The sequence below is a fragment of the Lentzea sp. NBRC 102530 genome (assembly GCF_030269365.1).
GTDB lineage: Bacteria > Actinomycetota > Actinomycetes > Mycobacteriales > Pseudonocardiaceae > Lentzea.
This window is the reverse complement of record NZ_BSTF01000027.1, coordinates 35,840-57,891: the sequence shown is the minus strand read 5'-3', so window position 1 is coordinate 57,891 and position 22,052 is coordinate 35,840. Positions and strand designations below refer to the sequence as shown.

25 protein-coding genes are annotated in these 22,052 nt (G+C 69.8%); 9 read left to right on the top strand and 16 right to left on the bottom strand.

The features are described 5' to 3' along the window. Nucleotides 1–558, bottom strand: coding sequence for a YdeI/OmpD-associated family protein (locus QSK25_RS42130; protein WP_285646982.1), 558 nt, complete (start codon nt 556–558; stop codon nt 1–3). Further along, a complete protein-coding gene (locus tag QSK25_RS42125) occupies nt 555–1,067 on the bottom strand; it encodes an LppU/SCO3897 family protein (RefSeq protein ID WP_285646980.1) in 513 nt (170 codons plus the stop codon). The genes QSK25_RS42130 and QSK25_RS42125 overlap by 4 nt, the downstream gene beginning before the upstream one ends. Nucleotides 1,068–1,138: 71 nt before the next feature. Between QSK25_RS42125 and QSK25_RS42120 the strand changes: the two genes are divergently transcribed. Continuing rightward, entirely contained in the window at nt 1,139–1,618 is a 480-nt protein-coding gene (locus tag QSK25_RS42120; protein ID WP_285646979.1) for a GNAT family N-acetyltransferase, read from the top strand. Here the strand turns inward: QSK25_RS42120 and QSK25_RS42115 are convergent. The 3 genes from QSK25_RS42115 to QSK25_RS42105 form a co-directional block, all read right to left on the bottom strand. Further along, nucleotides 1,605–2,687 carry a PLL family lectin gene (locus tag QSK25_RS42115; RefSeq protein WP_285646978.1) on the bottom strand — a complete coding sequence of 361 codons (1,083 nt, stop codon included), beginning with the start codon at nt 2,685–2,687 and terminating at the stop codon, nt 1,605–1,607. The genes QSK25_RS42120 and QSK25_RS42115 overlap by 14 nt on opposite strands. 38 nt (nt 2,688–2,725) lie before the next feature. Then, nucleotides 2,726–4,582 (bottom strand): glycoside hydrolase family 9 protein, encoded by a 1,857-nt coding sequence (locus tag QSK25_RS42110; protein WP_285646977.1) that lies wholly within the window; start codon nt 4,580–4,582, stop codon nt 2,726–2,728. 92 nt (nt 4,583–4,674) lie between these two features. Then, nucleotides 4,675–5,724 (bottom strand): methionine synthase, encoded by a 1,050-nt coding sequence (locus tag QSK25_RS42105; RefSeq protein ID WP_502881954.1) that lies wholly within the window; start codon nt 5,722–5,724, stop codon nt 4,675–4,677. Nucleotides 5,725–5,863: 139 nt separating this feature from the next. On the opposite strand from QSK25_RS42105, the gene QSK25_RS42100 reads away from it, so the two are divergent. The 4 genes from QSK25_RS42100 (at nt 5,864) to paaI (ending at nt 8,844) form a co-directional block, all read left to right on the top strand. Next, nucleotides 5,864–7,198 (top strand): glycoside hydrolase family 18 protein, encoded by a 1,335-nt coding sequence (locus tag QSK25_RS42100; RefSeq protein WP_285646975.1) that lies wholly within the window; start codon nt 5,864–5,866, stop codon nt 7,196–7,198. 70 nt (nt 7,199–7,268) lie between these two features. Beyond that, nucleotides 7,269–7,718: a hypothetical protein gene (locus QSK25_RS42095; RefSeq protein ID WP_285646973.1), complete on the top strand. Its 450-nt coding sequence runs from the start codon at nt 7,269–7,271 to the stop codon at nt 7,716–7,718. A gap of 11 nt (nt 7,719–7,729) precedes the next feature. Continuing rightward, a complete protein-coding gene (locus tag QSK25_RS42090) occupies nt 7,730–8,215 on the top strand; it encodes an SRPBCC family protein (RefSeq protein WP_285646971.1) in 486 nt (161 codons plus the stop codon). Nucleotides 8,216–8,442: 227 nt separating this feature from the next. After that, complete coding sequence (paaI, locus tag QSK25_RS42085; protein WP_285646968.1) at nt 8,443–8,844, top strand: hydroxyphenylacetyl-CoA thioesterase PaaI; 402 nt, start codon at nt 8,443–8,445, stop codon at nt 8,842–8,844. Here paaI and QSK25_RS42080 read toward each other — a convergent pair. Both QSK25_RS42080 and QSK25_RS42075 read right to left on the bottom strand, forming a co-directional pair. Beyond that, nucleotides 8,768–9,223, bottom strand: coding sequence for a hypothetical protein (locus QSK25_RS42080; RefSeq protein ID WP_285646966.1), 456 nt, complete (start codon nt 9,221–9,223; stop codon nt 8,768–8,770). The two genes, paaI and QSK25_RS42080, sit on opposite strands and share 77 nt — an antisense overlap. Beyond that, nucleotides 9,220–10,362, bottom strand: a complete 1,143-nt coding sequence (locus QSK25_RS42075; protein WP_285646964.1) for a hypothetical protein — start codon at nt 10,360–10,362, stop codon at nt 9,220–9,222. The genes QSK25_RS42080 and QSK25_RS42075 overlap by 4 nt, the downstream gene beginning before the upstream one ends. 36 nt (nt 10,363–10,398) lie before the next feature. Here QSK25_RS42075 and QSK25_RS42070 point away from each other — a divergent pair, with 36 nt between their 5' ends. Next, nucleotides 10,399–10,902 (top strand): DUF6584 family protein, encoded by a 504-nt coding sequence (locus QSK25_RS42070; protein ID WP_285646962.1) that lies wholly within the window; start codon nt 10,399–10,401, stop codon nt 10,900–10,902. Further along, a complete protein-coding gene (locus QSK25_RS42065; protein ID WP_285646961.1) occupies nt 10,899–11,750 on the top strand; it encodes a serine/threonine dehydratase in 852 nt (283 codons plus the stop codon). Before QSK25_RS42070 ends, QSK25_RS42065 begins: the two co-directional genes overlap by 4 nt. A gap of 202 nt (nt 11,751–11,952) precedes the next feature. On the opposite strand, the gene QSK25_RS42060 is transcribed toward QSK25_RS42065, so the two are convergent. From QSK25_RS42060 to QSK25_RS42025, 8 genes are all read right to left on the bottom strand, one after another. After that, nucleotides 11,953–12,660, bottom strand: a complete 708-nt coding sequence (locus QSK25_RS42060; protein ID WP_285646959.1) for a class I SAM-dependent methyltransferase — start codon at nt 12,658–12,660, stop codon at nt 11,953–11,955. Beyond that, a complete protein-coding gene (mnmA, locus tag QSK25_RS42055) occupies nt 12,657–13,742 on the bottom strand; it encodes a tRNA 2-thiouridine(34) synthase MnmA (protein WP_285646957.1) in 1,086 nt (361 codons plus the stop codon). The genes QSK25_RS42060 and mnmA overlap by 4 nt, the downstream gene beginning before the upstream one ends. Continuing rightward, nucleotides 13,739–14,908: a cysteine desulfurase family protein gene (locus QSK25_RS42050; protein WP_285646955.1), complete on the bottom strand. Its 1,170-nt coding sequence runs from the start codon at nt 14,906–14,908 to the stop codon at nt 13,739–13,741. The genes mnmA and QSK25_RS42050 overlap by 4 nt, the downstream gene beginning before the upstream one ends. Further along, the gene (locus tag QSK25_RS42045) at nt 14,908–16,251 is read right to left on the bottom strand and encodes an MFS transporter (RefSeq protein WP_285646954.1); all 1,344 of its coding nucleotides are present in this window, start codon (nt 16,249–16,251) and stop codon (nt 14,908–14,910) included. Before QSK25_RS42045 ends, QSK25_RS42050 begins: the two co-directional genes overlap by 1 nt. Next, nucleotides 16,208–17,080 (bottom strand): lysophospholipid acyltransferase family protein, encoded by an 873-nt coding sequence (locus QSK25_RS42040; RefSeq protein ID WP_285646952.1) that lies wholly within the window; start codon nt 17,078–17,080, stop codon nt 16,208–16,210. Before QSK25_RS42040 ends, QSK25_RS42045 begins: the two co-directional genes overlap by 44 nt. Continuing rightward, nucleotides 17,077–17,850, bottom strand: a complete 774-nt coding sequence (locus QSK25_RS42035) for a GNAT family N-acetyltransferase (protein ID WP_285646951.1) — start codon at nt 17,848–17,850, stop codon at nt 17,077–17,079. Before QSK25_RS42035 ends, QSK25_RS42040 begins: the two co-directional genes overlap by 4 nt. 209 nt (nt 17,851–18,059) lie before the next feature. After that, nucleotides 18,060–19,013 (bottom strand): electron transfer flavoprotein subunit alpha/FixB family protein, encoded by a 954-nt coding sequence (locus QSK25_RS42030; RefSeq protein WP_285646949.1) that lies wholly within the window; start codon nt 19,011–19,013, stop codon nt 18,060–18,062. A 13-nt stretch (nt 19,014–19,026) separates the two neighbouring features. Continuing rightward, nucleotides 19,027–19,809 carry an electron transfer flavoprotein subunit beta/FixA family protein gene (locus QSK25_RS42025; protein WP_285646947.1) on the bottom strand — a complete coding sequence of 261 codons (783 nt, stop codon included), beginning with the start codon at nt 19,807–19,809 and terminating at the stop codon, nt 19,027–19,029. 215 nt (nt 19,810–20,024) lie between these two features. On the opposite strand from QSK25_RS42025, the gene QSK25_RS42020 reads away from it, so the two are divergent. Further along, the gene (locus QSK25_RS42020) at nt 20,025–20,867 is read left to right on the top strand and encodes a DegV family protein (RefSeq protein ID WP_285646945.1); all 843 of its coding nucleotides are present in this window, start codon (nt 20,025–20,027) and stop codon (nt 20,865–20,867) included. A gap of 64 nt (nt 20,868–20,931) precedes the next feature. Next, a complete protein-coding gene (locus QSK25_RS42015) occupies nt 20,932–21,081 on the top strand; it encodes a hypothetical protein (RefSeq protein ID WP_285646944.1) in 150 nt (49 codons plus the stop codon). On the opposite strand, the gene QSK25_RS42010 is transcribed toward QSK25_RS42015, so the two are convergent. Further along, nucleotides 21,078–21,884 carry an isocitrate lyase/PEP mutase family protein gene (locus tag QSK25_RS42010; RefSeq protein WP_285646942.1) on the bottom strand — a complete coding sequence of 269 codons (807 nt, stop codon included), beginning with the start codon at nt 21,882–21,884 and terminating at the stop codon, nt 21,078–21,080. The two genes, QSK25_RS42015 and QSK25_RS42010, sit on opposite strands and share 4 nt — an antisense overlap. Between the last annotated feature and the right edge of the window lie 168 nt (nt 21,885–22,052).

Here is a 22,052-nt window from a genome sequence, read left to right as displayed (position 1 = left end):
CTAAGGGTAGAGCTTTCGCCCCTCCGCCAGCATTTCAACGAACTGGGTGATGCGTTTCCGCCGTGTCTCCGGCCTCTTCGCGTCGTGGATGCGCAGCAGCACGGCGTACCTGTTCTGACTGTTCAGTCCCTTGAACGTCTCCGCCGCCTCGGGGTTGGCGTTCAACGCGGCGGTCAGGTCGTCCGGCACCTCGATGGTCGCCGGTCCGGCATAGGCCGCGTCCCAGCGTCCGTCCGCTTTGGCGCGTTCGATCTCCTTGAGACCTGCGGGCAGCATCTTGCCCTGCGCGATCAGTTCCTCGACCTTGCCGCAGTTGCGCTTGGACCACTTGCTGCGCGCCTTGCGCGGCGTCCAGCGTTGCGAGTAGTAGGACTCGTCCACGGACCGTACGAGGCCATCGATCCACCCGTGACACAACGCGACGTCCAGCGCCTCGTCGTAGGTGATCGTTTTGACGCCAGAACCCTTCTTGGCGTACTTGAGCCACAGCTCGGTCTCGTTCGCGCCGTTCTCGTGCAGCCAGGCGTCGAACTCGGCCGGACCCTCGAAGACGATCAACGCACCCTCCTCAGGCAGAGCGTCATCTCCTCATAGGGAACACCGAGTTCGGCCTCTTCGGGGCAACTTTCCGGCGTGAGGCCGACGACCTGCACGTTCGCCCGTGGCGCCGCGCAGTCGAACTTGGACACCACGGACCGTTGCAGGTCATCGGTGTCGAACTCGAAGCAGTCGCCCTCGGAAGCGTTGGGCAGCAGGCACAACGCGGCGTTGTGCCGGGTGTCCCGGAGGACCTTGTAGTCGCCGCGCGGGCACTTGCCGTTGGTGTCGGCGAGGACCGTGCCGACCTTGAGCGCCGCCTTGGGGCCCTGGCAGTCGACGACGGTGAGGCCCAGGTCGTTCTCGCCGGGGCCGTCGAACTTCACGCAACTGCCCTTCTCGGCCTTCGAGTAGTCGGTGAGGAACGCCTGGGTGGCCGGTTTGGCTTCCGGTTCGTCTTCGCTCGTTGCCCACCACACGACGAGATAAGCCAGCACGGCAAGTACGCACACCATTACGGTCTGTCTCACGACCACGGTGCGGATTATGGGGCGGGAAATCGGGTGGCGCACGGCGACGTGTTTGGCCACAGTGCGGGGTCATGCTGATCCGGCGGGAGACACCCGCAGACATCGACGCCATCCGCACCGTCACGAACCTGGCGTTCTCCGACGGCCCCGAGGCGCCGCTGATCGACTGGCTGCGCGGCGACGAGGGCTGGATCCCGGAGTTGTCGCTGGTGGAGGACGGGGTGCTGGGCCACGTCGTGTGCACGCGCGGGTACGTGGGCTCGCAGCCGGCGCTGGGGCTCGGGCCGATCGCGGTGCACCCCTCGCACCAGCGCGCCGGGATCGGGTCGGCGCTGATGCACGCGGTGCTCGGCGCGGCGGAGGCTCGGGGCGAGCGCGCCGTCATCCTGCTGGGGGATCCCCGGTACTACTCGCGGTTCGGGTTCCAACTGGCCTCGACGTTCGGGATCCTGCCCCCGGATCCCGCCTGGGAGCCGCACTTCCAGGCGCGGCTGTTCGGGGACGTGGAGCCCGGCGCGTTCCGGTACGCGGAGCCGTTCAACCGGCTGTGACGACCTCGCCCCCGGCGGTGCGCGCGTGGACGGTGCCGTCGGGCTGGGCGGAGACCGTGTCGATGAAACGGCCCTCCCCCAACGGTTCCCAGGCCAGGCCGAGGCGGTGGGGGCGTCCGTCCTCCAGGGCGTAGACGCCCACCGTCCCGTCCGGGCGGACGACCGCCTCCGGGGAGCCTTCGAGGCCGGTCGCGATCTCGCGCCAGGCGCCGGCGGCGGTGGCCATGAGCTTGTCGCCGGAGCGGACGTAGAGGCCCACGGACCCGTCGGCGTGCACCACGGCCGACGGTTTGCCGGTCGCGAAGCCGGGCGGGCTCTGCGGCCAGGCGGGTGCCGACAACCTCGCCACGCTGCCGTTCGCGACGACCGCGAACAGCTCGACCGTCCCATCAGGACGCAGCACGGCCTCCGGATCCCCGGCCACGCCGGTGGCGACGGTCTGCCAGGCACCGTTCAGCAGGGTCCTGACCTCTCCACCGGCCGTGCGGGCGTAGACGGCGGTCCCGGCCACCGAAGGCCGTCCCACGTAGTCCTGCGACGTGCTCAGCCGCACCCCGTCGGCCCGGACGTCACCGTCCTCGACGACGTAGACCATCCCGCCGACCACCTCAGGCCCGCCCTGCCAGGCCTGGCGCAGCATCGACCGCGCACGTCCCTCGGCCTGGTCGTACCGCTCCGGGCAGCAGGACCGCTGCACCGCATCGGCCAGCAACCCCGGCGACAGATGGGCACGGTCCAGCTTCACCGCGAGCTCGAAGAACCGGGAAGCCGCGTACGACACGTTCATGATCTGGTCCGGCGTGCCCCACCCCATCGAGGGCCGCTGCTGGAACACCCCGAGCGAGTCCGCGTCGCCGCACGCCAGGTTGTTCATGTGCGACTCCACCCACCCGGCCTCGAACCCGGCGAGCATCACCTTGTCGCTCACCCGCGTGGAAAGACCGACGGCGTGCACGACGCGGATCACTTCCGCGTCGTGCACGCCGGGTACGCGGCAGAGCACGTTCAACGGCAGGGCGTGCGCCGTGCCGGACATGAGCAACACGAGGACCAGCGCGAGCCTGAGCACAAGTCCGAATTGGACACCCGGGCCCGCGCCGGCGCCACTCAGGAGTGGGCGATCAGCGAGAAGCCGAGCACGCCGGTGGCCGTGAAGTCGATGGCCGGCTCGGAGCTCGGCCACGAGCGCAGGTCGTCGGCGAACACGGACTTCGCGGAGTTGAACTCCAGCGTGTAGGGCTTGGTGCAGTCGACCGAACCCGGCGGCATCTCGCCGAGGTCACCGAAGAGCGAGGCGTCGTTCGGGCCGTTGATGACGGCGCCGACCAGCACCTTCTTGCCGCCGTTCGGGGAACCCGACAGGTTGGCGGCCTGGTGGTGCGGGCACTCCGGGAACTTCGCGCCGACGCCGACGATCAGCGACGTGCCCCAGGCGTTGGTGCCGAGCGCGAAGCCGCGCTGCTGCGTGCCGAAGGTCTGGTACTCCTTCGAGCCGGTCAGCTTCTGGTACAGCGCCGCGGTCGTGATGTACCCGAACGTGCGCGAGCCGACGTCCCAGGTCTCGACGTTGGCCGCGGTGCGGAACGGGGACGTGGCCGCCGCGTCCGCGCCCTTCTTCAGCTGCCGCTGGATGTCACCCACGACCTGCTTCTCGGTCACCTCGGCGCCCTTGATGCCCTTCGCCAGCAACGGCGCGAGGTCGGCGTGTCCCAGGGCGGAGATGTTGTAGACGTTCAACGTGTCCGGGTCCTGGGTCGCCAGGAACTCCTTGGCCCAGTGCGTGGCGGCCTGGGCGAACTGGTGGTACCGCTTGTCGTTCAACGCCTTCGCGGCCAGCGCGAGCTGCGTGGCACCGAACTCGAGGTCGTCGGTCCACGACTCCTCGGGGTAGTACGCGTGCGGGAACGCCGTCACGAGCTCGCCGACGTCCTCGGTCTTGGCCAGTGCGAACAGCTGCGCCGCCTTGTCCAGGTACGACTTGGCCAGACGCGGGTTCTTGCGGGCCTCGATCTGCGCGGCCAGCGCGAACGAGCCCGACACGCGGCCGACCAGGTTCGGGCTGATCTTCTCGCCGGCGACGTTCGCGCGGAACACCGGGCGGTGCTTGATGTAGTACTCGCTGTCGCCCGGCTTGACGTTCAACTGGTCGTCGGCCTCGGGCAGGCGCCACACGTCGTGGTCGCCGACGAAGCCGAACTCCTCGGAGCCGGTGCCGATGCCGACCTGCGCGTACAGCGTGCCGGTCTGCTCGTCCCACGCCTTGTCGAGCCACTTGAGGCCGAACTTCGCCTCGTCGTAGAGCGCGTCGTCGTGCTTGTTGCGCAACGCCAGCAGCATCGACGCGGTCGAGTACGACGAGGCGTGCGTGAACTTCACGAAGTCACCGGCGTCGAACCAGCCGCCCTCGAGGTCGACCTTCGCACCGGTCGGCTTGAGCGGCGCGGCGATCTGGTCGCCGCCCTCGCCCGCGAACACCGGCGCCTCGTAGACCAGCGCCTCGCGGTCGGTGAGGTGCGCGGGCTTGCGGCCGAGGCGGCCGGGGATGACGTCGGCGCCGTCGCGCTGCGCCTGGAAGAACTCGACGGTGTTGTGCGCGACCGGCGAGAACAGCTTCTTCAGCGAGTCGACCCGGAACTCCGTCGACGTCGCGGACCCGACCTTGATCCGGTACGTGCCGGACTTCTTCAGCGCGGAGAAGTCGATCGGGTGCACCGAGGTGAACTTGTCGCTCCACGACCCCGTCGAGGCGCCGGTCCTGCCGGTCAGCACGGTCCGGCCGCGGCTGTCCACGACGGAGAACTTGGTGTTCGCGGCGCCACCGAGCACGTAGGCGTGCTTCTGCTCGGAGTTGCCGAACCCGACCTGGTCGAGCCGGATGTGCCCGGCCGCGGTCCCGGCCTGGGCCGGCGTGGCGATCACGCCGGCGAGCACCGCGGCCACGAGGGCCGCACGTCTGATGCGCATGAGAGGAACTCCCGATCCAGGCCCCGGCGATGGGCCTTCGGTTAAGAAAGTTTCCTAATAGTTCGCAGCAGACTAGCCGCCCAAACCGGACATCACCAGCCCTCAGGTGGCTCCAAGAACGACGAGGAGAGGTCACGGGTCAGCGACAGCGCGCGTTTGACCCAGGTGGACGTCGCGCCCGTCAGACCGCACGTCGGAGTGGGCAGCGCCTTCTCGGCGAGGATCGAGCGCGGGAACCCCAGGCGGTCGACGAGCGTGAACGCCCGCTGCCCGACCTCCTTGAGCGGCAGCGGCACGCCGGGGTCGAGGCTCGGCACCAGCCCGAGCGCGAGCGTCGTGCCCGCCTCCCAGGTCTCGCCGATCTCGTCCAGCGCCTCTGCACCCTTGATCAGGGACACGTCGAACGCGATCGCCGTCGCGCCCGCCTCTCGCAGCAACGTCAACGGCGGGTGCGGCGCGCAGCAATGCACCATCACCTCGTGGTCCCCGAGCGCCTCGATGACCGTCGCCAGGACCGCACGGGCGTCCGGACCGGGCACCGCGGGCACGGTGCCGAGCTTGGACGGCGTCGGCAGCAGGCCCTGCAACACGGCGGGCAGGCCGGGTTCGTCGAGCTGCACGACGACCTTCGCCCTGGTGCGCTTGGCCACCTCGGCGGCGTGCTGCTTGAGCCCCTCGGCGAGCGACTCGGAGAACTCCTTGACGGCCCCGCGGTCGGTGAGCACCCGATGGCCGCGCATCAGTTCGATGTTCGACATGAGCGTCCACGGCCCGACGGCCTGCACCTTGACCGTGTCCGGCTGCGCGCCCGCCCGTTCCAATGCCTCGTCGAACGCGTCCAGGTCACCGCGCAGGAGGTCGACGGCACGCCGGTGGTCCCGGCCGGGACGCGGGTTCACGCGGTAGCCGGACGTGATGACCTCGATCGCGAGGTCGACCAGCAGGCCGGCGGTGCGGCCGATCATGTCCGCGCCGACTCCCCGGCCAGGCAGCTCCGGCACGTGCGGCAGCTCCGGCAGCTCGCCGACGACGACCCTCGCCGCCTCGTCGATGTCGGTTCCGGGCAGCGATCCGATTCCAGTTGCTCCACGCACCCGCCGAATTGTTCCACTGTCCGGCAGACAGAAGAGGTCTAGACCCATTGACGCTATGGTCTAGGCCACTTACCGTGATTGAGCAGGCGCTGAACGTACGGGCGCCTCCCTGCACGTGGTGCAGGACCGCGACGCGCCCCGTGGTCCTGCACCACTCCCTTCCTCCCCTGCCGGAAGGACACACCCGATGGCCCGCTTCGCCGTCTTCGCCGCCGGGGCCGCCGCCGCACTGGTGGCCGGACTCGTCGTCATCGCCCCCACCGCCTCGGCCGCCGGCGAGTCCGCCGCGTTCAGCCAGGACTCGTCCTGGAGCTCCGGCTACCAGGGCAAGTTCACGATCAGCGCCGGTTCGACCGCGCTGACGGGCTGGAAGCTGGAGTTCGACCTCCCCGGCGCGACGCTCGGCTCGTACTGGGACGCCACGGCGACCAGCAGCGGCAACCACCACACGTTCACCAACCGCGAGTACAACGGCAACGTCGGCGCGGGTGCGTCGACGAGCTTCGGCTTCCTGGTGAGCGGCTCCGCGCTGCCCACGAACTGCAAGCTCAACGGCGTTCCGTGCGGTGGTGGCGGTGGCACCACCACTACGACCACCACCACGACGACAACGGGACCGACCACCACCACGACGTCCGATGTGCCGCCCACGCCCGGTAGCGCGCTCGTCGCCCCGTACATCGACATCACGATGCCGTCGCCGTCCCTGATGGACGTGGCCAACGCGACCGGCCAGAAGCACTTCACGCTCGCGTTCGCGCTCGGCTCGTCGGCGGGCTGCGACCCGGCGTGGGGCGGCACCGTCCCGTTGAACGACAGCCGCATCGTGAACGACACCAAGGCCCTGAAGGCCGCGGGCGGCAGCGTCATCGTCGCGACGGGCGGCGCCATGGGCCCGTACCTCGAACACGTCTGCACGTCCGTTGACGCGCTGTACAACGCCTACGTGAAGGTGCTCGACGCCGTGGGCTCCAACAGCATCGACGTCGACGTGGAGGCCACCATCCCCCAGGCCACGGTCAACGCGGCGCTGAAGAGGCTTCAGGACACCCGCAAGACCACCGTCAGCTACACGATGCGCATCCAGGGCCAGGACTACGGCATGGACCCGTACTCGGTCGACGTGCTGAAGGACGCGGCCGCGAAGGGCGTCACGGTCCTGGTGAACCCGATGCTCATGAACTTCGGCTACACGGGCAACTGGGGCGATGCGATGGTCGCCGCCTCCAACGCCACCCTCGGGCAGATGCGCGGCATCTGGCCGACGAAGACCGACGCGCAGTTGAAGGCGTTGCTGGGTCTCACGCCGATGATCGGACGCAACGACACGGGTCCGACGACGACGCAGGACGACGCGCGCAAGGTGATCGCCTTCGCCAAGGCCAACCACGTGGGCCGGGTCGCGTTCTGGTCCGCCGGACGGGACAAGGGCTGCCCCGGCGGCGGGGTGTCGCCGACGTGCAGCGGGATCTCGCAGGCGAACTGGGAGTTCACCAACCTGTTCAAGACCTACACGGGCTGATCGGCGGGGTTCTCGCCCGCCGCGGGAAACGCGGTGGGCAAGACCCCTCCGGCAAGGGCACGATCCAGCCGTGGACGATGACGCACGGCAGGCAGTGGTGACCGCGTTGCTCAGGCTCGCGGCCAGTTCCGACCACCGGGACAGGGCCGACGCAGGCCGTGGTCTGGCGAGCTTCGCCGAGGTCCCGGCCGCCCGCCGAAAGCTGCTGGAACTCTTGCTGGACACCGCGGACACCTTCGTGACCGACGAGACGACCGAGGCGCTGGTCCGTCGTGGCGACGCCGAGGCGTTGGCCATCGTCTGCGCCGGCGCCGCGCAGGCCGGTCACGACCACGTCGACCACCTCTACGGCACGCTCTGCTCGACGCTCGTCGTGTACGAGAGCGAGCGGGACGCGGCCGTGGCGATCTGTCAGACGTTCCTGGACGACCCCGCACGGGACGAACAGACCCGCACTGGTGCCGCGGCCGTCATCGCGGCGCTGACCGAACTCCGCCCGGTGCTCCTCCTCGCGAAGTAGCCTGTCCGGCCATGAAGTACACCGTCTCGATCGAGCTCGCACTGCCGCGCGCGAAGGCGGTCCGGCTCATCGCCGACCCCACCACCATGCCGATGTGGCTGCGGGGCCTGGTCGTGCACGAGCCGGTGAGCGGGGTGCACGGCGAGGTCGGCACGCGGTCGCGGGTCGTGTTGAAGGCGGGGCAGCAGGAGTTCGAGGCCACCGAGACCATCATCCGCCGCGAACCCCAGGACCTGCACGCGATCCCGGCGGAGAGCGTCGTGCACTTCGAGCGCGAGATCGTCGGCAAGGGCATGTGGAGCGCCACGCGCGACCGGTTCACCGAGGCCGGGCCGGAGACGACGCACTGGGAGCAGGAGAGCGAGTACCGGTTCAGCGGCGTGCTGATGCGGCTGGTCGGGGCGTTGATGCCCGGCTCGTTCCGCAAGCAGTCATTGGCGCACATGCAGGACTTCAAGGCGTTCGCGGAGCACGGCACGGACGTCCGGGACGCGTAGCCGCGCGAAGGCCGTTGCGGGAACCTCGGGTGCCCGCAACGGCCTCCTTCACTTCATCAAGGCGCTCAGCAGGAGCTGCAGCATCCGCAGCCCGGACCCGTGCACCCGCCGCAGCAAGAACAACCACCCATCGTGACCACCTCCGATGTTGAACGATCATGCATTCGGACAGTAAGGCGACCCGAACGCTGCGTGACACCACCGCCAGGGTGATTACGCTGCCACGAATGAATGGTCCTGCTGAGATGTTGGCCGCCGACCAGGCCTCGACCGGGCTCGGCATAGCTCCGATCGAGCTGCGCGACGGCTACGCGCTGCTGCGGATGACGGTCGCGGCGAACATGATCAACGGCCACGGCATCGCGCACGGCGGCTACCTCTTCCTGCTCGCGGACACGGCGTTCGCGTGCGCCTGCAACAGGGCCGGGTCCGTCACCGTCGCCGCCACGGCCGAGATCGACTTCATCCGGCCCGTGCACGAGGGCGACGAACTGGTGGCGGAGGCGGTGGAACGGACCCGGTTCGGCCGCAGCGGGATCTACGACATCACGGTCAGGCGAGGGACCGAGATCGTGGCTGAGTTCCGGGGACGTTCGAGGACGCTGAGGGATCAGACGCAGCGCGCTTGAGCCCGATCGCCTGAAGAACGGCGAAGCCGAGCACTGCGATTCCCTGAACGAGCACGAGTGCGACGCCCATGTCGGTGAGCGGGAACCACTTCAGTTCCGCCGTGAGAACGCTGTCGAGCGCCCACACCGCGTTGCCGATGATGACGAGCAGAACGATTCGGCGGTCCGGCACCGCGCGGGTGCCGAGGACGAACACGCCGATTCCGTAGACCACGCAGAAAGTGCCGAGTCCGATCTGCCAGCCCACCGGCATTCCGACTTCCGGGCGGATCAGGAGCGTCAGCAGGCCGAGGGCGAAGGAAGCGACACCGTCGAGTTTCAAGGCGAATTTCAACATGGCCCGACCGTGGCCGCCCCAACGCTGCCAAAACCACGTCAAGCGCTGCCAACTCCTGCCATCAGGTCCGCCGCGACCAGGCGTGCGGCGGCGTTCTGCCAGTTGTGCAGGGTTCGTTCGGGCACCTGCGTCACGAACCACTGCAATGCGCGGCGGTCTTCGGCGTCGAGGTCCTCGCGCTTGGTCCGCACCGAGTACGGCCGGATTCCCTTGACGTAGTAGAAGTAGACGGCGTTGTAGTAACGCCATTCGTCGCTGGTGCCGAAATCGCCGTCGGCGGGCTTGAGCCGTTGAATGCTCGCCAGCAGCATGGTTTTGAGTTGCGCGGCCCGGTCCAGTGGCGGTCCGTCGTCGGTGAGCGCTATCAACGGACTCGCGACGAGTTTTCCGAGATCGCCGTAGTGGCTGAGTGCCTTGCGGGTGAGTTTGGCGAACTCCGCCTCGTCCTCGGTGACCAGCTGGCGCCGTTTGGGCAACGCCTCCACGGCGTCGCGGAGTTCGGCCCGTTCGGCGGCGACACCGGGCACGGCGAGGCGGTCGACCACGGACGCCAGCGGGTTCGCGAGCACCTGGACGGCGATCGCCGCGGCCACGGTCGTGAAGACGAGCAGGTCCGGCCCGCCGAAGAGGACCACCTGCGACCCGAACAGCAGCGCCGTGAAGCCGGAGATCACCAGCGACCGCAGCATGTCGGCGCGGATCGCCTCGCCCTCCTCGACCGCGTCGGTGACGGCGACCAGCACGCCGAAGACCACGACGTCGATCCCGAGCGACGGCAACGTGATCGCGTCGGGCAGCAGCCCCAGCAGGAAGGCACCGGCCGAGAGCCCGAACATCACTCCAACGAGTGAAAAGTAAGCACGTTTTCTTATGGCTAGGACCGTGACTGTGGCCAAAGGAAGCAATACGACCCACGGGACGAAGAACGACGCCGCGAAGAACGGCACCACCGCCGCCAGCCACCACCTGATCAACTCGGGGCGGGCGAGCACCAGGATCGCACCCGTCCAGGCGAGCGCCGGCACCCCGATGACCACGGGATGTGGCACCACGACGGCCGCCGAATAGCCGATCATCCCGGCGCCCGCCCACCACAGCAGCGGCTTGCGGGGGTCCCGGGCGAGCAGGTACAGACCCAGCCACCAGGCGAGGCCGGAGACCAGCAGCGATAGGCCGAACACGGGTCAAAGCTAGCCCTACCTGCAAAACTGGTCTTCATGCCGGTAGAGCTGACGCTCCACAAAGCGGCCGAGGAGATGCGACGAGGCGACCTCGCCAGTGTGCTTCGCGCACGTCAACGCGTCGCCGGGCTCGTCGGCACCTACCCGCAGCGGCTCGACCTCCGCGAACGCCTGGCCGAGGTCTACCGGGTACTCGGCCAGCCCGCCCAGGCGGGCCGGTGGACGTACCTCGCGGAAGACCGCGATCCGACCGAGCTCGAGGCGTTCGAACGCGCCTACCGCCGGGCGGAGGCCCGCCTGGTCGCGCTCTCCTGGCAGGGCCGCGTGGACGAGGCCCCGACCGAGACCGCGCGCACCCGCCTCGCGGCCCTCTACGCCGAGGCGCGGCTCGAACTCCAGCACGAACTCGACGCCACCCCGAACGAGGAGACGTCCTGGGGCGCCTGCCTGATCGTGATGGCGGGCGGCACGTTCGTCCTGGTGTGCTTCCTGCTGGGCATCGTGACTCTGGTCCAGTTCTTGTGGAAGCTGGTGTCATGAGAACGCTGTCGCAGTACGTCCGCCGCACCCCGGTCATGCGCGTCACGGTGGACGGCCGCCCGCTCGTGCTCAAGCTGGAGCACCTGCAGCTCACCGGCTCCTTCAAGCTCCGCGGCGCCGTGCACACCCTGCTGTCGTTGGACGTCTCGGCCGTCGTCACCGCGTCGGGCGGCAACCACGGCATCGCCGTCGCGCAGGCCGCCCAACTCCTGGGCGCGCACGCCACCGTCTTCGTCCCGGTGACGGCCCCGGAGACGAAGACGCGGCGCATCGAAGCGTTGGGCGCCAAGCTGATCCGGCACGGCACCACCTACGCCGAGGCCGCCGCGGCCGCCCGTGAACTCGACCTGCCCTACGTCGAGGCCTACAACGCCCTGTCCGTGATCGAGGGCCAGTCCACGGTCACGCAGGAGATCGTCGAGGACGCCCCCGACGTGGACACGATCTTCGTGGCGGTCGGTGGAGGCGGTCTGGTGGCGGGCGCGGCGCTGGCGTCCGGTGGCCGTCACATCGTCGCCGTCGAACCCGAGAACTGCTGCGCGATGCACAACGCCCTGGAGGCAGGCGAACCCGTCGACTCCGTGGTGAACTCGATCGCCGCCGACGCCCTGGGCGCCACCCGCGCGGGTTCGTTGTCGCTGGAAATCCTGCAGCGCAACAACGTCTCCTCGAAGCTCGTCACCGACGAGGAGATCCTCGCGGCCCGCGACCGCCTCTGGGAGGAGTTCCGGATCGCGGTGGAACCGGCGGGCGCGGCGGCGTTCGCGTCGTTCCTCAGGGGCGACGTGACGACTGAGCTGCCCTGCGTGCTCCTGTGCGGAGCGAACTCGGAGTGGCGTCCCAGCTAGACCGGCGGAACCGGCGCGCACCGAGCCTGCGCAACGGCGACACCACCCACACCGGCAGCTCGTCGCGCCGGGCCTGACCGTTCAGCTTCCGCCGCTCGGCAGGGCTGACGAAGCACCGAAACGCGGTGCGAGCCCGCGCGGCGAGGTCGAACTCCGTGTCAATGAACGTCACACCGCGAACGCTAGATCCGCTTCCGGTGCCCTACAAGCGATTTAGCGCCACGGTGACGACGGACCCGGACCGCAGCGTGACCGGACCTCCGTGCCAGTCCCCGAACTGGTGCTGCACCGAGAACCCCGCCTGCCGCAGGAGGTCGTTCAGCTCGCCGACTTCGAGGAACCGCAACGAGGCCCGGTCCACCCGCAGCACGGCGCCGTCCCGCGAGGTCGACTCGGTGAACGTGACCACCCCGTCCGCGACCGACTCGACGTCGTAGCTCACCACGAGGTCGTCCACCGCGATCTCCGCCTCCGGCCACCGCTCCCACTCGCGCGCACCCGGATACCGGGTGTCGAAGGCGAACCGGCCGCCCGGCTTCAACGCACGCCGGACCGCGGCCAGCGACGCGCGCAGGTCGTCGTCCGTCACGAGGCACTGGAAAGCGTTGCTGGACATGACGGCCAGGTCGAACTCGGCCTCCCAGCGCGCCTCGTCCGCCCTGGCGCGCACCCACTCCACGGTGCCTTCGAGGCGTGCGCGGTCCAGCGACGGCGCGTCCGGATCAAGGCCCACCAGGCGGCCGGTGTGGCCACGTCCACGCGCCGACCTCAGCAGCTGGCCGGTGCCGCACCCGACGTCGAGCACCGCGCCCGCGTCGTCGACCAAGCGGTCGTAGAACGCGGCGTCCGGCCCGTTCCAAGGATTCAGCCGGTCGTACAGGGCCGCGCTGTCCGCGTCGGTGAACGTCACACGCTCGTCGCGTCGATCGTCGCGCTGGCCAGCACGACGTCGCCCGCCGAGTCCTCGCGGTAGATCGCCACGGCCTGACCGGGGGCAACGCCCTTCAGCGGCTCGCGCAACCGCACCTGCAGCACACCGTCGACGAGTTCGGCCACGGCCGGAGCCGTGCCACCGTGCGCCCGCACCTGGGCCACGCACTCGACCGGCCCGTCCAGCTCCACGTGCGTGACCGGCGCGGAAGCCGAAATCCCGGTCACCGCGAGCTTTTCGACCGAGCCGACGCGCACGGTGCCGGACACCGGCTCCAGCGCCAGCACGTAGCGCGGCCGGCCGTCGGGCGCGGGCCCGTCGATGCCGAGGCCCTTGCGCTGGCCGACGGTGAACTCGTGCACGCCCGCGTGGCGGCCCAGCACGGCGCCGGTCGCGTCGTCGACCAGCAGGCCCGGCTTGGTGTCCATGCGGCCCGCCAGGAACTTCTGCGTGTCGCCGTCCGGGATGAAGCAGATGTCGTGGCTGTCGGGCTTCTTCGCGACGGACAGGCCGCGCGCCGCCGCCTCGACGCGCACGTCGTCCTTCGTCGTGTCCCCCAGCGGGAACATCGCGTGCGAGAGCTGCTCGGCCGTCAGCGACGCGAGGACGTAGGACTGGTCCTTGCCGAGGTCGGCGGAACGACGGAGCTCCGGGCGGCCGCCGACCATCTCGAGGCGCGCGTAGTGGCCGGTGCAGACGGCGTCGAAGCCCAGCGCGATCGCCTTGTCCAGCAACGCCTCGAACTTGATGCGCTCGTTGCAGCGCAGGCAGGGGTTCGGGGTGCGGCCGGCGGCGTACTCGGCGACGAAGTCCTCGACGACCTCTTCGGTGAAGCGCTCGGCGAAGTCCCAGACGTAGAAGGGGATGCCCATCAGGTCCGCGGCGCGACGGGCGTCGTGCGCGTCCTCGATGGTGCAACAGCCGCGGGCACCAGTCCTCAACGTCCCGGGCTTGGCCGACAGAGCGAGGTGGACGCCGGTGACGTCGTGCCCCGCTTCGACGGCGCGCGCCGCCGCCACCGCGGAATCGACACCACCGCTCATCGCCGCGAGGACCTTCACTGCTTGACCACCTTCCGGGAACGCCTCATCCCTGCCAGGCCCGCCGTGCGAGCCCTCTCCACCACCGGTCCGATGACCGACACCAGCTTGTCGACGTCCGCCCGCGTCGAGGTGTGCCCGAGCGAGAACCGCAGCGAGCCGCGCGCCAGCGACGGTTCGACGCCCATCGCCAGGAGCACGTGCGACGGTTGCGCGACTCCGGCCGTGCAGGCGGAGCCCGTCGAGCACTCGACGCCGCGGGCGTCCAGCAGCATCAGCAGGCTGTCGCCCTCGCAGCCGGGGAACGTCAGGTGCGCGTTGCCGGGCAACCGGTCGGACGGGTCGCCGTTCACGACCACGTCCGGCACGACCGCCCGCACCGACGTGATCAGCTCGTCGCGCAACGCGGCGATCTCCACCGCGCGGGCGGCCTGTTCCTCCACGGAGATCCGCACCGCCCTGGCCAGGCCCACGATCGACGGCACGTCCAACGTGCCGGAGCGCACGTCGCGTTCCTGGCCGCCGCCGTGCATCAACGGCGTGGCCTTCACGTCGCGGGCCAGCAGCAGCACGCCCACGCCGTAGGGGCCGCCGACCTTGTGGCCCGTCATCGTCAGCGCCGAAGCACCGGACTCGGCGAACGACACCGGCACCGCGCCCACGGCCTGCACCGCGTCCGTGTGGAACGGCACACCGCGCTCGGCGCACACGGCCGCGATGTCGTGCACGGGGTTGATGGTGCCGACCTCGTTGTTCGCCCACATCGTGGTGACGAGCGCGACGTCGTCGTCCAGCGCGTCCGCGACCGATGCCGCGGACACCCGTCCGAACCGGTCGGTGGGCAGCCAGGTGACCTCGGCGCCCTGCTGCTCCAGCCACTCGACGGCGTCCAGCACGGCGTGGTGCTCGACGGCGGAGGCCAGCACGCGGCGACGGCCGCTCGCCCAGTAGATCCCCTTGACCGCGAGGTTGTCGCTCTCCGTGCCGCCGCCGGTGAAGAGCACCTCGGACGGCCGGGCCCCCAGGGCGTCGGCGATGTTCTCGCGGGCCTCCTCGACCGCCCTGCGGGCCCGCCTGCCGGAGGTGTGCAGCGACGAGGCGTTGCCCGTGGTGGACAACGCCTCGGTCATGGCCGCGACCGCCTCGGGGTGCATGGGGGTCGTGGCCGCGTGGTCGAGATAAGCCATCAGGGCTCAAGGGTAGCCCGCATGCGGGGCCCGGTCAGAATCGCTCCCACCACCGCCAACGCCGCCATGGCCAGGTTGAGCACCACCACGCCCGCGGTCGGTGCCGTCGCCACGACGAGCACACCGCCGAGTCCGATCATGGTCGCCGAGAAGAGCATGTCCGAGATCTGCAGCGCCGCGGAGTTGAAACCCCGGTCGGCCTCGGGCGATGCCGCCATCATCAGCACGCCGACGCTCGACGTCGCCATGCCCATGCCCGCGCCCGCGACGGCCCACAGCGCCGGTGTGAGGATCGCGGGCCCCCAGGTGGGTGCGATGAGCGTCACGGCCGCGATGCCGGTCGCGGTGAACAGGAACCCGGTGCGGACGAGCGTGTGGCGCTCGATCTCGGGGTGCCGCGACGCCCACATCGACGCGCCCGCCCAGCCCAGCGCGCTCAGCGTGAGCGGGATGCCCGCCTCCAGCGGCGAGTAGCCGTGCACGACGGTCAGCGTCAGCGGGATGAAGCCCTCGACGGCGAAGAACGTGCCCGCGAGCAGGCCGCGCGCGAGGATCGTGACGGGCAGCCCGCGCCGGGCGAGCAACGTGCCCTTGGGCAGCAGGACGCGCAGCGCGGGTGCCAGCAGCAGCAACGCCAGCGCGAGCATCCACCACGTGCGGTGCTGCAACGACCAGCTCAACCCCGCCACGCCCAGACCGACCGCCACGGCCGCGAGGGGCAGGTACTTGCGCGTCGGCGGCGTCTCGGCGTGTGGTGGCAGCGCCTTCAGCACCGGTACGAGCAACACACTGCCGATGAGCACCAACGGCACGATGGCGAGGAACACGAGCCGCCACGTGAAGTGTTCGGTCGCCCACCCGGCGACGGCGGGCCCGACCAGCGACGGCACGACCCACGCCGCGGACAGCGCGCCGAACACGGCCGGACGGGTGTCCTCGGGGTAGGCGGCCGCGATCACGACGTAGATCGCGACGATCAGGAACCCGGCGCCGAACCCCTGCAGCACGCGGCCCGCGAGCAGCACCGTCATCGTCTGTGCCATGCCCGCGACCACGAGCCCGGCGAGGAACAGCACCACACCGATCAGGACCGACGGCTTGGGCCCGCGCCGGTCGGAGAGCCGCCCGGAGAAGACCGTCGCCATGACGCTCGCCGCGAGGTTCGCGAGGAACGGCCACGCGTACAGCGCCTCGCCCCGCAGTTCGCGGACCATCGTGGGCATCGCCGTGCCGACCCCCATCGCCTCGAAGGCGAGCAGGGTGACCAGCAGCAGGATGCCCGTCGTGGGCCAGCGGCGTTCAGGCGACCAGAGACGTGATGGCGCGGGCTCGGTGAGTGTCACCTGTAGATGGTGCAATCTCCAGTTCGGTCGAGGTCAAGCGGATTGATTGCTCTTCGGCAAGTTTCGCCAGTTCGCGTCGCGTGGCGGCGCGGCCGGGAGCGATCTCGTCCAGCACGTGGACCTCGACGACCAGATCGCGGGCCTTCAGCACGCGCCGGATCGAGTCGACCAGGGTGTCGCTGCCGATGAACGCGGGCTGCGTCGTGAGGTGCTCACCGATCCGGTAGCGCAGCACGATCGGGCGCACCGGCACCCCGGCGTCGAGCGCGGCCTGGAACAACGCCGGCTTGTAGTGACCGGACGCGAGCCCGCACCACGTCGTTCCCTCGGCGTGGATGCCGACCGCGCTGCCGTTGCGGAGGGTGTCCGCGAGCTCGTTGACGGTCTGCGGCAGTTCACGCAGCTTCTCGCGGTCGAGGTAGACCGTCCCGGCCGCGGTGATGATCGGGCCGAGCACGGGCCAGCTCTTGATGTCCTTCTTGGCCACGATCCTGATGGGCTGCACCGAGTCGATGGCGAGCTCGTCGAGCCACGACACGTGGTTGCTCGCGACCAGCACACCGCGCTTGGGCACCTCCTGGAACCTCCGCGCGCCGTGCACCTCGAGCCGCACCCCGAACGCCCGCAGCACGGCGTGGAACCACAGCCGCACCACGTTCTCGCGCTGCCTGCCGGGCAGCAGCAACGCGAGCGCGATCCACGCGCCGCACAGGATCGCGGTCACCGCCGTGACCGCGCGCCAGGTCTGCCGGAGCTTCCCGACCTCGTCCGGCGCGTGGACGACGCACCCGTCACCACACGGCGACGCGGGCATCCAGGCGTGGCTCACGACGTCTCCCCCAGGAAGAACTTCAGGTAGCGCTGGTCCACGTGGTCCATGCCGAGCAGGATGAACAGGTCGGCGACACCGAAGTCCGCGTCGAGCGCGGGCCGTCCGCAGATCTTGGCGCCGAGCCGCAGGTAGCCCTTGAGCAGCGGCGGCAGCACGGTCTTGTCCGGCCGCGCGATCGCGTCGACGTCCCACGGGGTGTGCGGCGTGACGCGGAACTCCTCGGGCGCGTAGTGCTTGGCGTGCACCGCGTCCCACACACCGGCGGCGAAGCTGCCCCCGTCCTGCAACGGGATCGAGGCACACCCGACGAGCCACTTGTGGCCGCTCAGCAACATGTAGCGCGCGATGCCCGCCCACACGAGGCTGACGACGGCACCGTTGCGGTGGTCGGGGTGCACGCACGAGCGACCGGTCTCGACCGTCGAGCTCCGGATGCCGTCCAGATTGGCGAGGTCGAACTCGCCGTCGCTGTAGAGCCGACCGGCGTCCCTGGCGCGCTCGGGCGGCAGCATCCGGTAGCCGCCGACGATCTCGCCGGTGCGGTCGTCGCGGACCACGAGGTGGTCGCAGTGCTCGTCGAACTCGTCGACGTCGTGGCCGGGCACGCTGGTGTGCAGCGTCGCCCCCATCTCACCGGCGAACACCTCGTAGCGCAGTCTCTGCGCGGCGACGACCTCGTCGCTGTCACGGGCGACGAGGAGGGAGTAGCGGGGGCCGTCCCCGTCCTGCTGGACAGGGGTGCTGACAAGCAGTTCCGGCTGCGTCATGCGAACCAGGGTGAAGCCGGGTTGGCGAATGACAGCAGGTCAGAACGATGACCGGTCAGTGGCAGTCGGGTTAACCCCGGGTAGTGGGCGCCGGCGACTCGAGCGTCAGCCGCCGGTTCGCCCCGACCAGGTGGAACTCCCCCGTGAAATGGCGAACGGCCGCCCCCATCGAGGTGGGACGGCCGTTCGGTCCGCGAACTGAGCGGGGCTCAGCCCTTGCGCTTCTTGACCTCTTCGGTCAGCTGCGGGGCGACGTTGAACAGGTCGCCCACCACGCCGAAGTCGGCGATCTCGAAGATCGGGGCCTCGGGGTCCTTGTTGACCGCGACGATCGTCTTCGAGGTCTGCATGCCCGCGCGGTGCTGGATCGCACCGGAGATGCCCAGCGCCACGTACAGCTGCGGCGAGACCGTCTTGCCGGTCTGGCCCACCTGGAACTGGTGCGGGTAGTAGCCGGAGTCGACGGCGGCGCGCGAGGCACCGACGGCGGCACCGAGCGAGTCGGCGAGCTCCTCGACGGTCGAGAACTTCTCCGCCGAGCCGACGCCGCGGCCACCGGAGACGACGACCGAGGCCTCGGTCAGCTCCGGGCGGTCGCCGCCGACGACGGCTTCGCGCGAGGTGACCTTCGCGGACTTGGCGGCGTCCACGGAGATGGACACCGACTCGTCCAGCGCGGCGTCCGCGGCGGACTCCTCGGCCTCGACGCCGCCGGGGCGGACGGTGATGACCGGGGTGCCCTTGCTGACCTTCGCCTTGACGACGAACGCGCCACCGAAGATGGACTGCACGCCCGTGCCGTCGGCCTCGACGTCCACGACGTCGACGAGCCAGCCGGAGTCGATGCGGACGGCGAGCCGGCCGGCGACCTCCTTGCCCTCGATCGTCGCGGAGACGAGCACCGCGGAGGCGTTCGGAGCGAGGGCGGCGAGCGCGTCGACCTTCGGCGTCACCAGGAAGTTGGCGGCGTCGTCGGACTCGACGGCGTAGACCTTCGCGGCGCCGTACTTGCCGAGCGACTCGCGGATCTTCGCCGCGGTGCCGGCAGCGCCCACGACGACAGCGGACGGCGTGCCCAGGCGGCGCGCGGCCGTCAGCAGCTCGTAGCTGACCTTCTTGACCTCGCCGTCGACGTGGTCGACGAGAACCAGTACCTCAGACATGTCTTCCCCTCCCTCAGATGAGCTTCTGGCCGACGAGGAACTCGGCGATCTTGGCACCGCCGTCGCCACCGTCCTCGACGCGCTGACCCGCGCTGCGCGGCGGCTTCGGGGAAGCCTCCTGCACCTGGGTGTACGCGCCGGACAGGCCGACCTCGGAGGCGTCGATGCCCAGGTCCGCCACGGTGACCGTGGAGACGGGCTTCTTCTTGGCGGCCATGATGCCCTTGAAGGACGGGTACCGCGGCTCGTTGATCTTCTCCGTCACGGAGACGACGGCCGGCAGCGAGGCCTCGAGGAACGCGACGCCCTCGTCGGTCTCGCGCTCGCCCTTGATCGTCGTGCCCTCGACGGTGACCTTGCGCAGCTGGGTGACCTGCGGCAGGCCGAGCAGCTCGGCGAGGATGGCCGGAACAGCGCCCGCGCGGCCGTCGGTCGCCTCGTTGCCCGCGATGACCAGGTCGACGTTCTCGACCGTGCCGATCGCCTTCGCGAGGACCTTCGCCGTCGCCAGGACGTCCGAGCCGTGCAGCGCTTCGTCGCTCACGTGGATCGCCTTGTCCGCACCCATCGACAGCGCCTTGCGAATGGCGTCGGTGGCGCGGTCGGGACCCATCGCGATCACGGTGACCTCGCCGCCGTGGGCTTCCTGCAGCTGCAGGGCCTCTTCGACGGCGCGCTCGTTGATCTCGTCGAGCACGGCATCCGCGGACTCGCGGTCAAGGGTGTGGTCGGCGTCGGTGAGCTTGCGCTCGGACCAGGTGTCAGGCACCTGCTTGACCAGGACAACAATGTTCATAGGTCCTCTTCGACCTCCTGCGGACGGGCGGCGACGCTTACGCAGAGGACTTTAGAACTGCGCCGCCGGGTGTTCACGACCCTGCCATCACCCGGATGTTACCCGCCAGTAGCTCCGCTGCAAACAGGAGCAAGCACCCCGCTAGCGTGACAGTTATCACCCGTTAACGCCACCAACTGAGACTTAACCCATTCGAGGGACTAGGCTGCGCTGACATGTACCGGCGAGTAGCGATCGTGACAGACTCCACGGCTTGTCTCCCGGCGCAGCTGACTGATCGACTCGGCATCGAAGTGGTGCAGATCCAGGTGCGGATCGGCGACCACACCGACGACGAGTCCCGCATCCCGGTCCCCGAGCTGGTCTCGGCCATGCGCTCGAACGTGCCCGTCGCGACGATCCCACCAGACCCGAACGCGTTCTTCTGGACGTACAACGAGCTTGCGGCGCAAGGCGTTCGCTCGATCGTGTCCGTGCACGTGTCGAGCCGCCAGTCCGCGACGGTGGAGGCGGCCCGCGAGGCCGCCGCCAAGGTGCGCGTGCCCGTGCACGTGATCGACACGCACACCTGCGGGATGAGCATCGGCTACGCCGTCCAAGCCGCCGCGAAGGTGGCCGAAGCGGGCGGGAGCGTGGAGAAGGTGCTCGCGACCGCACAGCGCCGTTTCGACAGGTCCACCGAACTGATCTACGTGGACACCCTGGAGTACCTGCGCCGGGGCGGCAAGATCGGCGCGGCGGCCGCGATGGTCGGCGGCATGCTCTCCATGAAGCCGCTGCTGACCATGGCCGACGGCCAGATCACCCCGCTGGACAAGGTGATCGGCGCCGACCGCGCACTCAACCGCATGATCGACATCGCGATCAAGCGCGCGGGCACCGACACCGTCGACGTGGCAGTCGAGCACTTCGACGCCGAGGAGAAGGCCTCCCGCCTGCTCCGCACGTTGCGCCGCAAGGTTCCCAACGTCCGCCAGTTCATGCTGACCCAGGTCAGCTCGGCCATCGGAGCCCACGTGGGCCCCGGTGCACTGGGCATCACAGTTTCGCCCGTGTGACCCTCGGGAACTCCAGGAGCGGTTTCGTCCGTTGAAATGGACGTAACGGACACCTGGAGGACCGATGGCCGGCTTCATGGACAAGATCACCAGGTTCCTGCGCAGCCCGCAGGGCCACCGACTGCAAGCGAAGGCACGGCAGATGGCGCAGGACCCGCGCAAGCGCGCGCAGGCCGAACAGCTGCTGCGCAAGTTCCGCGGCAAGAAGCACTAACGCCTGAACAACGCGTTGAGCTCGCCGTAGTCGATGGCGTCCTCAACGCTGCCGTAAGTCCCCTTGGTCAGCATCTCCTCCGCTGCCCGCCTGGCAACGGCGTACGCAGCCTCGGCCACCGCAGACCCGAGGCTGACCCGCGCCACGCCCGCCTTCGCCAGCACGTCGACGGCGGGCGAGCCAGGCCCCACCAACACGTTGAGCGGCGCCCCGATCTCCTTGGCCAGCACGGCAATCGTCTCGACGTCCGCCACCCCGGGCACGAAGATGCCGCTCGCCCCGGCCTCCAGATACCTCTCAGCCCTCTCGACCGTGCGGGCAAGCCGATCCCCAGGATCGCCGACCTGCCTCAGGAACGTGTCGATGCGAGCGTTGAGGTAGATCCCCGGCGCCGCCTCCCGCGCAGCCGCGTACCGCTCGGCCTGCTCGGCCACATCCCGTTGCCCGGCACCGAGTCCGTCCTCGATGTTGACCCCGGACGCCCCCGCAGCGCTGACGGCCCGCACGGTCTCGCCCACCTCGTCCGCCGTGCCCCCGAAACCGGTCTCGATGTCGGCGCTGACCGGCACCCGCACCGCGTCCACGATCCTGGCAACGAGATCGACGACCCGCTCCCGCTGCAACGCGTCCCCGTCAGGCGCCCCAAGACTCCAGGCGACACCAGCACTGGTGGTGGCAACGGCCTTGGCACCAGCCGCCTCGACGACGAGGGCAGAAGCAACGTCCCAGGCGTTGGCGAGAGCCAACGGCCCGGGCTTGTGCAGCGCGTGGAACAGCTCAGTTCGATCCGTGGCGGAAGTCATGATCGATTGATATCAGCAGGCAGGCCGGGAAGTCCGGCGAGAATCGGACAGGAACCACCGACTTTCCGACATCGCCGGCAAGCAGGGCCGCGAACCGGCGGTGTCAGCCGCGGTCGCCATCGCAAGCCCACCATCCACGAGTCCTGGCGTGGCGAAGCGGAGCGAGCC

What these genes read in the sequence shown, in the direction of transcription:
- QSK25_RS42120 (WP_285646979.1), top strand. Translation starts at nt 1,139, where the DNA reads ATGCTGATCCGGCGGGAGACACCCGCAGACATCGACGCCATCCGCACC.
- QSK25_RS42110 (WP_285646977.1), bottom strand. Translation starts at nt 4,582, where the DNA reads ATGCGCATCAGACGTGCGGCCCTCGTGGCCGCGGTGCTCGCCGGCGTG.
- QSK25_RS42105 (WP_502881954.1), bottom strand. Translation starts at nt 5,724, where the DNA reads ATGGGTCTAGACCTCTTCTGTCTGCCGGACAGTGGAACAATTCGGCGG.
- QSK25_RS42100 (WP_285646975.1), top strand. Translation starts at nt 5,864, where the DNA reads ATGGCCCGCTTCGCCGTCTTCGCCGCCGGGGCCGCCGCCGCACTGGTG.
- QSK25_RS42090 (WP_285646971.1), top strand. Translation starts at nt 7,730, where the DNA reads ATGAAGTACACCGTCTCGATCGAGCTCGCACTGCCGCGCGCGAAGGCG.
- paaI (WP_285646968.1), top strand. Translation starts at nt 8,443, where the DNA reads ATGAATGGTCCTGCTGAGATGTTGGCCGCCGACCAGGCCTCGACCGGG.
- QSK25_RS42070 (WP_285646962.1), top strand. Translation starts at nt 10,399, where the DNA reads ATGCCGGTAGAGCTGACGCTCCACAAAGCGGCCGAGGAGATGCGACGA.
- QSK25_RS42065 (WP_285646961.1), top strand. Translation starts at nt 10,899, where the DNA reads ATGAGAACGCTGTCGCAGTACGTCCGCCGCACCCCGGTCATGCGCGTC.
- QSK25_RS42050 (WP_285646955.1), bottom strand. Translation starts at nt 14,908, where the DNA reads ATGGCTTATCTCGACCACGCGGCCACGACCCCCATGCACCCCGAGGCG.
- QSK25_RS42035 (WP_285646951.1), bottom strand. Translation starts at nt 17,850, where the DNA reads ATGACGCAGCCGGAACTGCTTGTCAGCACCCCTGTCCAGCAGGACGGG.
- QSK25_RS42030 (WP_285646949.1), bottom strand. Translation starts at nt 19,013, where the DNA reads ATGTCTGAGGTACTGGTTCTCGTCGACCACGTCGACGGCGAGGTCAAG.
- QSK25_RS42025 (WP_285646947.1), bottom strand. Translation starts at nt 19,809, where the DNA reads ATGAACATTGTTGTCCTGGTCAAGCAGGTGCCTGACACCTGGTCCGAG.
- QSK25_RS42020 (WP_285646945.1), top strand. Translation starts at nt 20,025, where the DNA reads ATGTACCGGCGAGTAGCGATCGTGACAGACTCCACGGCTTGTCTCCCG.
- QSK25_RS42015 (WP_285646944.1), top strand. Translation starts at nt 20,932, where the DNA reads ATGGCCGGCTTCATGGACAAGATCACCAGGTTCCTGCGCAGCCCGCAG.
- QSK25_RS42010 (WP_285646942.1), bottom strand. Translation starts at nt 21,884, where the DNA reads ATGACTTCCGCCACGGATCGAACTGAGCTGTTCCACGCGCTGCACAAG.